Origin of the sequence: Flavobacterium pasteuri (assembly GCF_048286615.1) — a bacterium.
In the GTDB taxonomy this organism is placed as follows: domain Bacteria; phylum Bacteroidota; class Bacteroidia; order Flavobacteriales; family Flavobacteriaceae; genus Flavobacterium.
The window spans coordinates 1-16,434 of sequence record NZ_JBLVPN010000001.1 but is presented as its reverse complement, the minus strand read 5'-3'; the positions used below and the strand labels follow the sequence as shown (position 1 = coordinate 16,434).

Annotated in this window: 11 protein-coding genes and 1 tRNA gene; 4 read left to right on the top strand and 8 right to left on the bottom strand. The window is 35.4% G+C overall.

Going from position 1 to position 16,434, the window contains the following annotated elements; all coding sequences use genetic code 11:
* Window positions 1–21 precede the first annotated feature (21 nt).
* Window positions 22–3,879 carry a T9SS sorting signal type C domain-containing protein gene (locus ACNQF6_RS00060; protein ID WP_417962105.1) on the top strand — a complete coding sequence of 1,286 codons (3,858 nt, stop codon included), beginning with the start codon at window positions 22–24 and terminating at the stop codon, window positions 3,877–3,879.
* 64 nt (window positions 3,880–3,943) lie between these two features.
* Here ACNQF6_RS00060 and bioB read toward each other — a convergent pair whose 3' ends face one another.
* The 7 genes from bioB to ACNQF6_RS00025 form a co-directional block, all read right to left on the bottom strand.
* Window positions 3,944–5,029 carry a biotin synthase BioB gene (bioB, locus tag ACNQF6_RS00055; protein WP_099713823.1) on the bottom strand — a complete coding sequence of 362 codons (1,086 nt, stop codon included), beginning with the start codon at window positions 5,027–5,029 and terminating at the stop codon, window positions 3,944–3,946.
* 255 nt (window positions 5,030–5,284) lie between these two features.
* Window positions 5,285–5,740 (bottom strand): hypothetical protein, encoded by a 456-nt coding sequence (locus tag ACNQF6_RS00050; RefSeq protein WP_417962103.1) that lies wholly within the window; start codon window positions 5,738–5,740, stop codon window positions 5,285–5,287.
* Window positions 5,741–5,848: 108 nt separating this feature from the next.
* Window positions 5,849–6,790 carry a bifunctional riboflavin kinase/FAD synthetase gene (locus ACNQF6_RS00045; protein WP_417962101.1) on the bottom strand — a complete coding sequence of 314 codons (942 nt, stop codon included), beginning with the start codon at window positions 6,788–6,790 and terminating at the stop codon, window positions 5,849–5,851.
* 97 nt (window positions 6,791–6,887) lie between these two features.
* The gene (locus tag ACNQF6_RS00040) at window positions 6,888–8,927 is read right to left on the bottom strand and encodes a M43 family zinc metalloprotease (RefSeq protein ID WP_417962099.1); all 2,040 of its coding nucleotides are present in this window, start codon (window positions 8,925–8,927) and stop codon (window positions 6,888–6,890) included.
* Between the two features lie 151 nt (window positions 8,928–9,078).
* Window positions 9,079–9,753, bottom strand: a complete 675-nt coding sequence (pth, locus tag ACNQF6_RS00035; protein ID WP_417962097.1) for an aminoacyl-tRNA hydrolase — start codon at window positions 9,751–9,753, stop codon at window positions 9,079–9,081.
* Between the two features lie 385 nt (window positions 9,754–10,138).
* Window positions 10,139–10,750: a 50S ribosomal protein L25/general stress protein Ctc gene (locus ACNQF6_RS00030; RefSeq protein ID WP_282713338.1), complete on the bottom strand. Its 612-nt coding sequence runs from the start codon at window positions 10,748–10,750 to the stop codon at window positions 10,139–10,141.
* 84 nt (window positions 10,751–10,834) lie between these two features.
* Entirely contained in the window at window positions 10,835–11,776 is a 942-nt protein-coding gene (locus tag ACNQF6_RS00025) for a ribose-phosphate pyrophosphokinase (protein WP_417962094.1), read from the bottom strand.
* Window positions 11,777–11,996: 220 nt separating this feature from the next.
* Here ACNQF6_RS00025 and ACNQF6_RS00020 point away from each other — a divergent pair.
* The 3 genes from ACNQF6_RS00020 to ACNQF6_RS00010 all read left to right on the top strand — a co-directional run bounded on the left by ACNQF6_RS00020 (window position 11,997) and on the right by ACNQF6_RS00010 (window position 15,682).
* A tRNA-Leu gene (locus ACNQF6_RS00020) sits at window positions 11,997–12,076 on the top strand.
* Window positions 12,077–12,306: 230 nt separating this feature from the next.
* On the top strand, window positions 12,307–14,226 hold the full coding sequence (locus ACNQF6_RS00015; protein ID WP_417962092.1) for a glycoside hydrolase family 97 protein: 1,920 nt from the start codon (window positions 12,307–12,309) through the stop codon (window positions 14,224–14,226).
* A 367-nt stretch (window positions 14,227–14,593) separates the two neighbouring features.
* On the top strand, window positions 14,594–15,682 hold the full coding sequence (locus tag ACNQF6_RS00010; protein ID WP_417962090.1) for a hypothetical protein: 1,089 nt from the start codon (window positions 14,594–14,596) through the stop codon (window positions 15,680–15,682).
* A gap of 232 nt (window positions 15,683–15,914) precedes the next feature.
* Here the strand turns inward: ACNQF6_RS00010 and ACNQF6_RS00005 are convergent.
* On the bottom strand, window positions 15,915–16,434 hold a 520-nt coding region (locus tag ACNQF6_RS00005), incomplete at its 5' end, for an IS91 family transposase (protein ID WP_417962089.1).

Here is a 16,434-nt window from a genome sequence, read left to right as displayed (position 1 = left end):
CAGCCTAAATCCAATCTAAATTTGAAAATAATATTAGTTTACTTTGCTATAGTATTTGGTTTTTTATTTCAAAATAAGGCATATTCTCAACAAGGAAAATCAGATGCAACATTTAATGTTTATGATGACGGTTTGCAAGGGGATGGTTTTGATAATACTGTTAGAACGGTCTCTTTGCAAGCAGATAGTAAACTGATTGTAGGAGGTGATTATTTGAATTTTAACGGTGCAGTAACTCCGTATTTATGCAGGTTGTTTCAAGACGGGTCTAAAGATTCTTCCTTTAATCTAGGTACAAGTTTTAATGGTAAAGTGTATTGTTCTTTAATACAATCTGACGGCAAGATAATTTTAGGAGGTTCCTTCACAACCTTTAATGGAATAAGTGCAAACCGATTAATTCGCTTGAATAGTGATGGATCCATCGATACTACATTCAATACATTAATAGCTGCTAGTAGTGGAATAGTGTATGGACTAGCTTTACAAACTAATGGTAGCGTGGTTATTGTAGGGAGTTTCACTAAATACAACGGAATTACAGCTAATCGAGTAGCCCGTATTTTACCTAACGGGAATTTAGATGCTGGCTTTATCACAGGATTAGCCGCTAATGGAGTAGTAGAAGAAGTCCAGCTTCAGCCTGATGGTAAGATAGTTTTAGCAGGTTCATTTGATTCTTTCAACGGAATTGGTACTAGTAAAATAATTAGATTGAATGCTGATGGTAGTGCTGATGCTTCATTTGTTATTGGCTCGGGTTTTAGTGCTAGTGTGTCAGCTCTTGCTTTACAACCTGATGGGAAAATTATTGCAGGTGGAGATTTTGTAACCTATAACGGAATTACAGTAAATAAAATAGTTCGACTAAATATAGATGGCTCTGTTGATGCCAGCTTTGTTTCAGGTTTAGGATTTAATACTGGCGTGGTTGAGGTTATTAAACTGAATTCGGTTGGAGCTATTATGGTTGGAGGATCTTTTACTGGAACTTATAATGGAGTCGATGTAAATCGGTTAACGTGTTTGAGCTCTAATGGAGTTTTAGACCCAATATTTGATATTGGTGCAGGCCCATTTTCTGCATCAGTTCTAGATGTTGCCAATGTATCTGATGGTTCTTGGTATGTTGGAGGCTCTTTTTCCATTTTTGATTCACAAAATCAAGGGCGAGTAGCTAAAGTTGACCCTATTGGAGCTTTAGATATTGGGTATCTTACTGCTGGAGTAGGTTTTGATAATTCAGTTTTGAGGGTACTTTCCTTATCAGATAACAAAACAATGGCATTTGGTAATTTCACTAAGTTCAACGGAACTATTTGTAACAGAATTTCACGTTTGTTTGAGGATGGTTCTATTGATTCTTCATTTAATATGTCTGGTGCTGGCGCAAATAATACTATTAGAAGTGCAATTATACAAACGGATAATAAAATGGTTTTAGCAGGAGCTTTTACAACGTACAATGGTGTAATTGTAAATAGAATAACCAGAATTTTTCCTGACGGGCTTTTAGATCCAACATTTATCACCGGATTAGGTTCAAATAATCAAATTTATGCACTCGCATTACAGTCAGACGGGAAAATAATTATTGCTGGAAATTTTACAAGTTATAATGGGGTTTCAGTAAATAGAATTGCCCGGTTATTACCCGATGGAATTCTTGATCTCACTTTCAATACAGGCGTAGGAGCTGATGCTATAGTAGAAGCAGTTTTGTTGCAGCCGGATGGAAAAATAGTTTTAGGTGGACGTTTCACTACTTTTAATGGAGTCTCTCATAATCGAATGATTCGTTTGAATACTGACGGAAGTATTGATTCCAGTTTCTCTATTGGCATTGGCTTTGACAAAAATGTATATGCAATGGCCTTACAGTCAGATAATAAATTGATTGTTGGTGGAACATTTCTAAGCTACGGAGGCGTTTTTGCAAAAAGAATTCTGAGGCTGAATAGCAACGGAAGTCTCGACACCACTTTTGCATCAGGAGCAGGTTTTAGTAATGGAGAGATTAGAACTATTTTGGTTCAACCGGACGAACGGGTTTTACTTGGCGGAACTTTCTCTGGTACTTATAATGGAATAGCTGTAAAACGAATGCTGAGATTGCTTTCTTCGGGAGTTTATGATACTACTTTTTCAGTAAATTTAAATGGTACGCTCTTTAGCACTTGTTTTACACCAAATAATAAAGTAATTATTGGAGGAAGTTTCAATTCTATTTCTGGAATAACAAAGCATCGTGTAGCCCGAATTAAATTGTGCACAAATAGTTCTGTTTGGAACGGGAATACATGGAGTAATGGGTTGCCTTCTGTTGAAAAAACATTAATTTTTAATGGTAACTATGCCTCACTTGCTTCTGTAAATTCCTGTTCTTGTTCAATCAGTGCGGGAAATTCAGTTACTGTTCCAGATGGAAATACTTTGGGATTAGTTTTTGATTATTCGGGGTTAGGCACGTTGATTTTAGAAAACAATGCGGCACTTTATCAGTCCGAGGATCAGGTCAACAATACAGGAATTATTCAGCTAAAAAGAAAAACGACACCAATCCTGAAAACAGATTATACGTATTGGTCCTCTCCGGTTTTAAATCAAAAATTGATTGATGTATCTCCCAATACATCTCTGGATAAGTTTTATTCTTTTGATGCCTCATTAGATTCATGGTTTAATGAGCTTTCAACAACTGCAATGACGGTAGGTAAAGGGTATATTATTCGTGGTCCGGAATCTTTTTCAAATACAGTTACAGCATATCATGAAGCAGTGTTTGATGGTGTTCCAAATAACGGATTGGTGTCAATTCCAATTGGGATGACTGATACTTCAAATCTTATCGGTAATCCATATCCTTCGGCGATTGATGCTAATGTATTTATAAGTGAAAATACTGGGGTTTTAGACGGAACTATTTACTTTTGGACACATAACACGGCTATTAATAATAATCTGTATACATCAGATGATTATGCGGTTTATAATTCATTGGGAGGTGTTGGCACGAGCCCTTCCTTAAGTTCTGGAGTTAATAATACTAAACCTGACGGCAAAATTGCTTCTGCTCAAGCTTTTTTTGTCACTGCTGTCAATGGTGGTGGAATTGCAAAATTCAATAATAGTATGCGTTTGATTGGACAGAACTCAAGTTTTTTTAAATTAAATACGACTAATAAAGCAAAAACAAAAGAGATTGAAAAGCATCGCATTTGGTTAGATTTATATAATAATAAAGGTGCTTTTAAACAAATATTATTGGGTTATGCAACTGGGGCGACTAATGATTTTGATAGTTCTTTTGATGGAGAAAGTTTTAATGGCAATGAATATTTAGACTTTTACAGCATTATTCAAGATAAGAATTTAGCAATTCAAGGTAGGGCTTTGCCATTTGAAGAAACTGATGAAGTTAGATTAGGGTTTACTACTACTATAGCGGGTGCCTTTACAATTAAAATTAATCAGGTAGATGAATTATTAGCTCGCCAAAATGTTTTTGTTGAGGATAAATTAAACAATAGTATTATTAATTTAAAAAATGAAAATTTAACTTTTACTACTGCTGTAGGGGTTTTTAATGATCGTTTTGTCATGCGTTTTACCAATAAGAATTTGGCTCTGACTGAAATTGAAAAAGAGGAAGAATCAGTTGTAGTATTCAATGAAAACCAACAATTACAGGTTAATTCTACTAAAGAATTCATCGATGAAATTTCAATATATGATTTGGCTGGAAGGAAAATTTACGGAAGAAATGATATAAATAAAATTGATTTCTCGTTGCTTAATTTGGTTTCAAATCATCAAGCGTTAGTGATAAATATAGTTTTACAAAATGGTCATTCGGTTGTGAGAAAGATAGTTTATTAAAATATTGATATAAAAAAACCACCTGCTGAAAACAGATGGTTTGTATGTTAATTTGAATCGATATTTATTTTTCTTTACCGGATGCTTCAAGATTTCTCTCAATAGTATGTCCTGGTCTTGACCATTTTGGTTTTTCGCCCAATGGTGCAAATTGAGAATCTTCAGCTTCAACAGTTTGTGGTTGAGAAACTTTTGTAAATGGTTTTTGTGGATTTAAACCTAGCATTTCAAACATTTTCATGTCTTCATTTACATCAGGATTTGGCGTGGTAAGCAATTTATCTCCGGCAAAAATAGAATTGGCACCGGCAAAGAAACACATGGCTTGACCTTCCCGGCTCATATTCATTCTTCCGGCTGATAAACGCACTTGCGTTTCCGGCATGATGATTCTCGTAGTAGCTACCATTCGAATCATTTCCCAGATTTCTACTGGTTTTTCTTCTTCCATTGGAGTTCCTTCAACAGCTACTAATGCATTTATTGGCACAGATTCAGGTTGTGGATTCAATGTAGAAAGTGCTACAAGCATTCCTGCTCTATCTTCAATGCTTTCTCCCATGCCAATTATTCCTCCGCTACAAACAGTAACGTTCGTTTTACGAACATTCTCAATGGTTTGCAAACGGTCTTCAAATCCGCGTGTTGATATCACTTCTTTATAATATTCTTCTGAAGTGTCTAGATTGTGGTTGTAGGCATATAAACCTGCTTCTGCCAATCGGTGTGCTTGGTTTTCGGTAATCATTCCAAGGGTACAGCACACTTCCATGTCCAGTTTGTTTATGGTACGAACCATTTCAAGTACTTGGTCAAATTCAGGGCCGTCTTTTACGTTTCTCCAAGCTGCTCCCATGCATACACGGGATGATCCGCTTGATTTTGCACGTAAAGCTTGCGCTTTCACTTGGCTAACTGACATTAAATCATTTCCCTCAATTTCAGTATGGTAACGGGCTGCTTGTGGACAATAGCCGCAATCCTCAGGACATCCCCCAGTTTTTATGGACAATAAGGTCGAAACCTGAACCACATTTGGATCATGGTGTTCTCTATGGATTGAAGCTGCTTCAAAAAGCAAATCCATCATAGGTTTATTATATATTGCGATAATTTCGTCTTTCGTCCAATTGTGTTTTGTAATACTCATCGATGCGATTTTTTGATGCATCAAAAGTAGTTAAATTGTTCTAAAGAAGCAATGCAATACGATTGAAAAGGAATTTAAGTGCTATTTTAGTTGAGGTATCGCATTATAAAACATAGGATTTGTCTATGCATAATTTTTGATGTATAATGTTCCTCTTCTGTTATTCACAGTTTAGTATTTGCCACCTGAACGGCGTATGAGAATTCATTGATTGTGACCGAGGTGCTATAAAGATTATGTGCTAACAATAATTTTTTAAGATTTGTTACCATGTTTGTCAGAGGAATAACGGGTATCCCAATATAAAAGCAACATAAAAGTTACTATTATAGCCGAGCTAATTCCTTCAAATAACAATGAGATTGAATACGTCATTACAGAGGGTTCACCGCCAAACAAGAACGTTTTAGATAATGATCCAATATATTTTTCTCCGCCTTTTGCAAAACTATACGCAACTAAGGCTGCAATGCTCAAGATAACTCCTATTAAAGATGTTGCTAATGCTGATGCGGAGTTACTCGCTAAGTTAGTTTTTCCCTCTGCAAAATTAGATTTAAGGGTTCTATTCGTGCCATAAAAAATAAAAAGTACGTTAAAAACACGAAGAATGTAAATGTCAGCTAGACCCAAAAGCTCCATGATTAAGAAATAGATTCCAATCCCTAGTATTATAATAAATCCGTTTAATAATTCTTTCGGTAGTTTCATATGGCTAGTTTTAAAATTACACCTTAATATGAGAAACAGTGTAGTACAATCAAATTTACAGAAAAAACAGCAATATTTTATGAAAAAAGAAAAGATTTTTATTCAGAATTAGAATTTATTCAAGTAGCTGAGTGATTTTTTTTTGTCTTTTTCAAGTTGTTCTTTTAGGAGCTCTACAGATTCAAATTTTTGTTCTGAACGAATCCTCTGTAGTATTGAAACACTGATTTTTTGATTGTATAAATCAGCATTAAAATTAAAGTAATGAATTTCAATAGTCTGTTTTTGTCCGTCAACAGTAGGATTGAATCCAATATTCATCATGCCAAAAACGCTTTGTCCATCAATTATACTTTTTACAATATAAACTCCATTTTGTGGAATCAGTTTGTAATTTTCTTCAGTTTTTAGGTTGGCCGTTGGAAAACCAATGGTTCTTCCTAGTTGTTTCCCTTTGATAATACTTCCGGTTAGAAAGTAATCGTATCCTAAATAATCATTGGCCAAAGCCATATCTCCTTCTAATAGGGCATTTCTGATTTTTGTAGAACTTACCGAAATATCATTAATTTCTTGAACTGATATTTGCTCTACTTCAAAACCATATTCCTTTCCGTAGTCGATTAAATCATCAATGTTTGCCGTTCGGTTTCTTCCAAATCGATGGTCGTGACCAATAATTACTTTTTGTATATGAAATCGATCAACAAGAATAGTACTCACGAACTCTTCTGCGGTTAGTCTCGAAAAAGCTTCGTCAAAAGGATGTATAACAAGGTTTTCAATCCCAGTCTTTTCGAGCAAATCTATTTTTTCGTCTATAGTATTGAGTAGTTTTATATCAGAATGTTCCTGTAATACCATTCTGGGATGTGGAAAAAAAGTAAGGACTAAGCTTTCGTATTTCTGATTTTCAGTCCCGACGCTTCGGGATTGGGTTATTTTTTTCAGGATTTTTTTATGGCCAATATGTACTCCGTCAAAAGTGCCTAAGGTTAGAATCGTTTTTTTTGTGGAGTTGAAATCGTTTATAGAATGAAAAATCTTCAAAGCAAGTGTTTTATAATAGTGCAAATTTAAGGTATCCAATCGATATAACTAAAAAAGGATTGAAAACTTCAATCCTTTTTTAGTTTATTTCATGTTTTTATTGTTTGATAAACCGAATTGTATTTGTTTCGGATTGATTTTTAGATAACTTTAAAAAATAAATACCTTGTGTTAAATTAGAAACATTGACACTAAGGTCTTGCTCTGATTCGATTTTTTTCGATTTTATTATTTGACCTAAGCTGTTTATAATAGCGTAAGCCTCTGGAGAATCTAATTTGTTTTCAACAACTATGTTCAATAGATTAGACGTTGGATTTGGATAGAGATAAACTGAATTTAAGTTTTTAACCTCATTTATTGATAGTGAATTGATGCTGAACTTAGTTGCATCACCAGCTCCAAACTCATCCCCTGTAGCAATAACTTCGCCTGAGGGAGTATTTAAAACATAAGATCCTGTTCCAAATTTACAACAAATACCGTCCTCTTGACTATCAAATATCGAAAAAGTATAACAGTCATTACTAGGAAGGTTAAAGCTGGTCGTTATTAGGGCTGGAAGCGGTCCAGCTACCTCAGTATTAGTATAAGGTCCGCCTTCGTACAATATGACTCCAGCTGTATTTGTGAGTTTCCACGTAGTTTCTTTGCCGTAGTGGTCTAGTTGCAGGGAGAAATTTATGGTATTAGACGAGTAATTTACATTGTTTGCAATCTCAAAATTAATAATACTACTGTTGTTAGAAGTGTTTTGATCAGTTGTGCCATTGACACTGATTATGGTGGAACTAAAATTATGGCTCCCTACTGTTGCTGTTAAGCTGCTTAAAGTAATGTCTTGTGATTGATTATTGGCAAGATTACCAGTCCAGTTATAAGTTTGTAAATTTTGATTATCAATGCCATATTGTATGGATGCCTGTGTTAAAGGTGAGGTTCCTTTATTTGTAATCTTTATGATTGGCGAGAAGTTTTTACTGCAGTTAATATTTAGAGTTACAATCATAGTTGAGGCATCATTGGCAAAAGTGACTCCTGGAACAAGCGCATCAGAAGTTTTTAACGAAACTCTTCTTGTGGAATTGTTCATAACGGTTGTCATACGAGTTTTTTGGTCTGCTGTAAATATGTTCATGCAGGCATCATTCGTGTAGTCCATGTAGTTTTCTATCATGTCAAGTCCTGGAGATGCTGGGCAGGAATCAACTCCTACCGGACATCCTTCATTTTCTTTTCCTGCATTTGGAGTATCTGCACAAAAATCATCTACAGTACAATCTCCGTCTCCCCAAATATGTCTTAGTCCGAGCCAATGTCCTACTTCGTGTGAGGCAGTTCGGCCTTTGTCGTAATCGGTCGCATATGTTCCTCCTGGAAAGTAGCTCGACGAGCCAAAAAAGGCATAACCAATAACCACACCATCGGTATTAGCTGGACCTTCATTAGGGTTTATTCCCGGTAAGCCGGATGCGTTTGGAAATTGTGCATATCCTAAAAGATTGTTTCCTGTGAATTTAACTACCCAAATGTTAAGATATTTTTCAGGATCCCATTGTGTCTGGGGTTTTACAATGGCATCAATTTCATCAGTTGACCAGCTTTCTTGTCCTAAGTCTACACGGTTTATTCCATTGGATAAAATCCCGGATGGATCCCGTTTTGCTAAAGCGAATTCAATTTCAACATCGGCTCCTACAGGATTGGAATTAAAACCCGGAGTCCCTAATTTTTTTCTAAAATCCTCGTTTAATACTTGTATTTGCGAGATTACTTGTTGGTCAAATATGTTTTCCTCGGCTCCTATGATATTTCCATTGTGAATAACGTGAACTACAACTGGAATGGTTATGACTGCGTTTTGTTTTAATCCTTTAGAGGTGTTTTTTCTTTTTTCTTTTTCAATTGTAATTTTTGGAGCAATCCATTGTTCAAATTCGGAAGTTGACAGTCTATTTGGGTTTTTGGACTTCAAATATTCTTCGTATTCTGTAGTTGCACAGCGAATTAGAGAACCTTCTTTGATGATTTTCTTTTTACCAAAAAGGACCACCTCAGTTGAATTGTTTACTTGAGCAAACGAATAATTGGCTGAAAAAATAAGGGAGAGTAGGAGTATAAAAGTAATTTTTTTCATGTTATAAGTTTGTTGATTTTATCTAAAATTTTTTGATGTAAGGTGCCAATTTTCTGAAAAAAAATAAAGATGGATTAAAATTAATTATTATTATCGTCTAATACAAATTAATTCAATTACCATTTGATTAACGGTCAGTAATGTATCGATTTTATTTTCCGTTAAATGTGGTCATTGTGTTTTCCAGTCCAGCAGTTCCAAATGATTTTATAATCTCCGAAGCTAGTTCTAATCGATCAGGAAGTACCAGTTTCTCAGCGTCATCCCATTCACCAAGAACATAATCAACTTGTTTTCCTTTCTTGAATTCGTCGCTGATCCCAAAACGGAATCTAGTGTAGTTTTGCGTATTCAGCACCAGATTGATGTTTTTTAGACCGTTGTGTCCGCCATCACTTCCTTTTGGTTTGATACGAATGGTTCCAAAGGAAAGATTCAAATCATCTGTAATCACAAAAATATTTTCTAATGGGATTTTTTCTTTATCCATCCAGTATTGAACTGCTTTTCCACTTAAATTCATGTACGTGTTAGGCTTTAAAAGAAAAAAAGTTTTTCCTTTTAATTTGTATTGAGCAAGGGAACCTAATTTTACGGTTTCAAAAGAAATTCCTTCTTTACGAGCCAAAAAATCTACTACTTTAAATCCGATGTTGTGCCTTGTGTTTACATATTCGGCGCCAATGTTACCGAGGCCAACTATTAAAAATTTATTACTCACGCTTTCTATGTTGTTTTTTGTGTGTTCTTGAACCTCTGGCTTGACACAACCCGTATTGTCTTCTGTTTTTGTTGATGAGAATAAATTTGAAATCCATTTTATCATGTTGCAAAAATAGGTTTAATCTGTTAATTAAGGAAGTTTGTGTGTTGGAAAATGTTTTGTGGGAAGAGGGAGAGGCCACCCCGCCTTTCAGGTACCCCTCTGGAGGACGGTAAGTCGTACATATTCCCCTCCTCCGGAGGGGTGCCCAACGGGCGGGGTGGTTTTTTTCAGGTCAATTTTGGAATAATCCCAAGAACAAAACCATAAAACTCAATTAGCCCCGATAGAAGTGAAAATCCTTTTTTGACTCGCCTTTTTCAGCGAGGTAAAAAAGATTGTAGCGCATAGCGGGACGGTTGCCGGCAAAAATGCCTGTTCTTTCGCTTCAAAGCAAAAAAAAGCGCCAGTTGTGTAACTGGCGCTTTCTTGAATGATTGAAAAAATATTATTTTTTCTTTCCTTTTGCAGGAGCTTTTGCTGCTTTTGCTGCTTCTTGAGCTGCTTTCATAGCCGCACGAGAAATCTTCACTTGACAAATAACTGTATTGTCTGGGTGCATGATTTTGAAGTTTGGAGTAGGCACTTTAGTAACGTATAATTTGTTACCCATGTCAAGTGGTGTAATGTCAGCTTCAACGAAATCTGGAAGATTTTTAGGTAATGCTTTTACTTTTAATTTACGGTTGTTCAAACGTAAATCTCCACCTGCCATAACTCCTTTAGAGTTACCAACGATTTTTACAGGAACTTCCATAGTGATTTCTTTGTCATCAAAAATTTGAAAGAAGTCAATATGTAAAATCTTGTCAGACACGGGGTGAACCTGAATGTCTTGTAAAATAGCGTTAAATGATTTTCCTTTTCCAAGATCGATCTCAACTGTGTGAGCGTTTGGAGTGTAAACCAAGTTTTTGAAAGCCATAACTTCTGCTGAGAAATGAACTGCCTGATTTCCTCCGTATAATACGCAAGGAACCAATCCAGCATTACGTAGGGCTTTAGTTGCTACTTTACCCACGCTTTCTCTTTCTGATCCTTTAATTGTAATCGATTTCATTGTAAAAAAAATATAGTTATTAAATAATATTACTTGTTCGGCCTTTAGCTATCGGCATGACTTTATAACTTTAGGACTTATGTCTTACATTATAAACTTTCCACTAATGGAATTGTTGTGGTGCACCATGTGCATAACTTCAGCAAAAAGTGGAGCACAACTCAACACTTTTATTTTGTTTGATTCTTTCTTTAATGGAATAGAATCGGTAACTATTAATTCGCTCAATTGCGATTTTTCTATTTTTTCGTAAGCGTCACCAGATAAAATAGCGTGCGTGCAAATCGCTCTTACGCTCAAAGCTCCTTTTTCTATCATTAAATCTGCGGCTTTCGCCAAAGTGCCTCCGGTATCAATCATGTCATCTACTAAGATTACATTTCTGCCTTTTACCTCACCAATCAATTCCATGGTGTCGATAACGTTTGCTTCTTTTCTTTGTTTGTAGCAAATAACTACATCTGAATTTAAAAATTTAGAATAAGCATAAGCTCTTTTAGAACCTCCCATATCTGGGGAAGCAATCGTTAAATTGTCTAAACCTAAACTTTCTATATACGGTATGAAAATAGTCGATGCAAAAAGATGATCTACTGGTTTTTCAAAGAATCCTTGAATTTGATCAGCGTGCAAATCCATGGTCATCACTCTTGTTGCGCCTGCAGCATCTAATAAATTAGCTACTAATTTAGCCCCTATCGGAACTCGTGGCTTATCTTTTCTATCTTGTCTAGCCCAACCAAAGTAAGGAATTACTGCAGTAATGTGTCTTGCCGAAGCACGTTTTGCAGCATCAATCATTAGCAACATTTCCATTAAATTGTCTGCAGTTGGAAAAGTTGAACAAACGATAAATACGCGTAAACCCCTGATAGACTCCTCGTAAGAAGGTTGAAATTCACCGTCGCTGTACTTTGACATGGTGATTTTCCCTAATGGAATTCCGTATTGCTCTGCTATTTTTTCTGCAAGATAGACACTTTGTGAACAAGCAAAAATTTTAGCTTCTGGTTCTAGGTGTGACATTTAATTTGTTGTTTTGTAGTTAGTTGTGTGTTCCGTTTTTAGCGAGGTGCAAATTTATAAAATTTATTCAACTCTGAAAGGAAAATTTTAAGTATTTTTAGTTGAACATTTAATATTATTTTTTACATTTGCACCGTGTTAAAGGAACTGATGGTTGATTTAAACACAATCACATCTTTTATTGCGTTGAAATAACTGTTGTTATTTCATGTCTAGCTAAGCCCGGATGGCGGAATTGGTAGACGCGCTGGTCTCAAACACCTGTGGGAAACCGTGCCGGTTCGACTCCGGCTCCGGGTACAAAAACCGCTTCGAAAGAAGCGGTTTTTTTGGTTTTATATGGTTTTTTTCTCCTGAAATATCCATTAATATGGCGTTAATCACTTGATTATCGGTTCACTTGTAGCAGTTTTATACCCCCAAAACGTTTTTTTTGTGATATTCTAAATCGAGTTAGAAAATTGTAGCGATATCGTTATTTATACAATTTTATTTTTGTATTCTTGTAAGTGTAAATAAAACACTTAATTATGAAAAAAATAGTTTTACTCGCTTTTTTGGCGCTGTCATTGTCTTCATTTGTGGGGAAACCAACCCGTTATTTTTTTGTCAATTCGGATAAAACAATAAAAATTGAATTTAGTCTAAACCTAAAGAAAACGCCCTCTTACAAGGTTTTCTTCAAAGATAAATTGGTTGTTAATACTTCTGATTTGGGGATTGTCAGAGAAGACGCTAATTTTTATACGGATTTAAAGATAGTGGCCGTTTCTAAATCGAAACCAATGCAATCCAACTATTCAATGCTGCAAGGAAAACGAAAAAAAATCGCTTATGCTGCAAATCAATACACGGTTAGCTTACAAAACAATAAAGGGGAAAGAATGAATGTTATTTTTCAACTATCCCACGATGGAATTGCGTTGCGATACCATTTTCCAGAAACTTCTACAGCTATTAAAAAAATAACCGAAGAGAAAACTACTTATAATTTTGACACCACCACAAAAGCGTGGTTGCAACCCATGTCCAAAGCCAAAACCGGATGGAAAGAAACTAATCCTTCCTATGAAGAGCATTATGCGATGGGCGTTCCCGTAAATACAAAACCTGCCATAGGCGAAGGTTGGGTGTATCCGGCTTTGTTTCATGCCAATGATACTTGGATTTTGATTTCCGAAACAGGATTGCAAGCTAATTATTGCGGGAGCCGATTGGTGTATAATGATACTGCCAAAGCAATGCAGGTAACTTTTCCTCAAAAAGAAGAAATTTTTCCTAGCGGAGCATTGAATCCGGAATCTGTTTTACCTTGGTACACGCCTTGGCGCATTATTACTATTGGGTCACTCAGCACCATTACCGAAAGTACGATGGGAACTGATTTAGCCGATCCGTCAACGGTTGCAGACACTTCCTTTATAAAAAGCGGAATTGCGTCTTGGAGCTGGGTTTTACTGAAAGATGAATCGGTTAATTATGAAACTACCCATAAATTTATTGATTATGCCGCTGCTATGAATTGGCCGTATTGCTTGATAGATGCCGATTGGGATACGCGAATTGGCGATGAAAAAATGAAAGAATTGTCGGCTTATGCCAAAGGTAAAAACGTGAAATTACTCGTTTGGTACAATTCATCCGGATCCTGGAACAGCACGGAATACCATCCAAAAAGTAAATTGATTACCCATGCTGACAGAGTTCGGGAGTTTACCAGATTGAATGAAATAGGAATTGCGGGAATCAAAGTTGATTTTTTTGGCGGCGACGGACAATCGATGATTGCGTATTATCACGATATGCTGACCGATGCTGCGGCGCATAAATTAGTGATTAATTTACACGGAGCAACTTTACCCAGAGGTTGGCAACGCACCTATCCAAATTTGCTGACGACTGAAGCGGTAAAAGGATATGAATACATTACTTTTTTTCAAGATATTGCTGATTTAGCCCCAACACATTGTGCCATGCTCCCTTTTGCCCGAAATGTTTTTGACCCAATGGATTTTACCCCAATGGTTTTGGATTCTATTCCAAATATCACCCGAAAAACAACTCCAGCATTTGAATTAGCCTTGCCCGTTTTATTCTTATCCGGAATTCAACACATGGCCGAAACGCCTGACGGAATGGCTAAAATGCCTGCTTATGTAGTCGATTATTTAAAAGATATTCCAACGAATTGGGATGATTCTAAATTTATTGATGGGTATCCGGGAAAGTACATTATCATGGCCAGAAAGAAAGACAATATATGGCATATCGTTGGGATTAACGGGGAAACCACCGCCAAAGAAATAGAAATTGATTTGTCTTTTGTGACTAATTCCAAAGGTTTTTGTATCGCCGAAGACGAGAACGGATTTCAGCAAAAAGCAGTATCAAAAAGTACCAAATTAAAAGTAACTATGAAACCTCATGGAGGGTTTGTCGTGAAAATTTAGTTTTTTTAGGAGCTATTTCCCGCTTTACACTGCAATCTTTTCTTAATCCTGTCTGGGTTTACCCAAACAGGATTAAGAAAAGGATTTCCGTTGCAATCAGGGCTAGGGAATCCCGCATGCCCAATACCTTATTTCTAATCTAGATTACAAGTAGTGTTAGCGTCAAATGACTCCAACACATGAAAAGGCTTTTTTTATAATTTGTAAGAAAATTTTAATATATTTGAAAAGAGATAAAGCGAAACAAACCTTCGTGAATCTACCCATTTTTGGGTGTATATGCGAAGGTTTGTTTCGTGTATGTATTAGTTAGCCGTCAGTTTGGCGGAACGTACAAAAAACCAAACATTAAATATAAATTATAACAATGAGAAATTATTTAATTTCAGTATTCCTTTTTTTTCCAATTTTAATTTTTTCTCAAAACATTAAAATAACTTTTATAGATAAACTTGATAAAAAACCAATTAACGGATTACAAATTTTCAGCGATAATGGAAGTTTAATTGGAAATTCAAATATTCAAGGGGAATTTAAATTTGATAAATCGATTTTGAAAGAAGCAGGTGTTAAAAATTTAATGATTTATGATGATAATTATTTATCTGTTGAATATAACATTGATGAAATACCTCAAATCATCAGTTTGGAAAAGATGAAGAGTTATGAATTAGAACCTGTTATTATAATAAAAAAACTTTCGGAAAAATATTATACCATAAGAGGATATTTTAGAAGTTGGCAATTAGTAAATAATAAGCTTGTAAAATATGGCGATGGGTTAATTGAATATCATATTCCATACAAAAACACAAATAATGATTTTGATACAGGAATAAAAAAATATATTACGGAATATAGAACATTTAAAATAGACAGTATTAAACAAAAATCAAGAATAATAAGTATTTCTAGTTTTGATAGTTATTTAGATTGCCAAATCCCTAAAAGAGATATTTTAGCAAGAGGATGGAAACAATACAAAACAGAATTGACTAAAGATAGTTTACATTCCATTTTAGATGGCAAAAAAATTGTAGGTTACGTAAAATATGATAAAAATAATAATGCAGATGAAATTAATGTAAGTGAAAGTTTTGACGATAGTGATGCCGTTAAATTCCTTTTTTGGAAATTTTCAGCCAGTTATACCAATACTGAAAAATGGACTGGAGAAGATGAAATTAGACATCTTAATTATTCGTTCATAAGTGAAAAAAAAATAGTTAAATCCAAAGAGAAAAATAATGCAGTTGAAACTATTAATGAGATTTTTATTGACGATAAACTTATTTACAACGACAAAATTCCTGAAAAAAGTAAAACTTACATAGATAAAGATAGAAGTTATTATACTAGTAAATATTGGGAAGAACAAATAAAAAAACATCCTTTACCAAGTGCAATAAATGAGCAACTGATAAACGTAAATGAGAACAAAAATAACTATAAATAAAAAACCGAACGGCTAACAGCTAGAGTTTCGTTGCGTGCGCAGCACGAACCATGAAACTCCGGTTGAACGGAACCGTTCATTGGCAGGAACTATGGAGTTATCGTAAAGTTTAGAGAGAAAATATCAAGAGGATTTAGTGTCCTCTTTTTTTGTGCGGTAAAATCAAGATGGTTTTTACGTGTTTTCCTTTGCCGAAGTTTCGGGATTAGGCACACGTGCCCTTACCCATAATTTAGCTTTTACAGGGAAAGGAGTTTTGGCTACCGCCAAGATACCAAGCAGGCGGACCACGCTGGTCAAAAACTGCTATCCGATGCAGATTACCTGTTTTGCAACACGGACATTTAGGCAAAAAAGGCTTTTTCTCTGCTTTTTCCAAAACTTTTACCTTGAGTTTTTCCTGCAAAAGCTTTAGCTTTTGCAGTTTCCAGTTACTGCTCAAAAAACCATAATGTCGTATTTTTACAAAACGTTTGGGCAAAATATGCAACGCAAAACGCCGAATAAATTCCTGATGCGTCAGTGTCATCTTCTTTTTTGCACCTGCTATTCGGTAATCTTTGTAATCAAAAGTCACATTTTGAGCATCAATACTTTCAATTCTGTTGTTGCTAATGGCGATTTTATGGGTATATCGTCCTAGATATTCCACCACCGACTTTGTATTTCCAAAAGGTTTCTTAGCAAAAACAACCCACGGTTTTCTCCATAAATCCTGCCTGATTTGTTCGTATTGAATAGGTGATTTCGCC

What these genes read in the sequence shown, in the direction of transcription:
- pth (WP_417962097.1), bottom strand. Translation starts at nt 9,753, where the DNA reads ATGATAAAATGGATTTCAAATTTATTCTCATCAACAAAAACAGAAGAC.
- bioB (WP_099713823.1), bottom strand. Translation starts at nt 5,029, where the DNA reads ATGAGTATTACAAAACACAATTGGACGAAAGACGAAATTATCGCAATA.
- ACNQF6_RS00015 (WP_417962092.1), top strand. Translation starts at nt 12,307, where the DNA reads ATGAAAAAAATAGTTTTACTCGCTTTTTTGGCGCTGTCATTGTCTTCA.
- ACNQF6_RS00030 (WP_282713338.1), bottom strand. Translation starts at nt 10,750, where the DNA reads ATGAAATCGATTACAATTAAAGGATCAGAAAGAGAAAGCGTGGGTAAA.
- ACNQF6_RS00025 (WP_417962094.1), bottom strand. Translation starts at nt 11,776, where the DNA reads ATGTCACACCTAGAACCAGAAGCTAAAATTTTTGCTTGTTCACAAAGT.
- ACNQF6_RS00010 (WP_417962090.1), top strand. Translation starts at nt 14,594, where the DNA reads ATGAGAAATTATTTAATTTCAGTATTCCTTTTTTTTCCAATTTTAATT.
- ACNQF6_RS00040 (WP_417962099.1), bottom strand. Translation starts at nt 8,927, where the DNA reads ATGAAAAAAATTACTTTTATACTCCTACTCTCCCTTATTTTTTCAGCC.
- ACNQF6_RS00050 (WP_417962103.1), bottom strand. Translation starts at nt 5,740, where the DNA reads ATGAAACTACCGAAAGAATTATTAAACGGATTTATTATAATACTAGGG.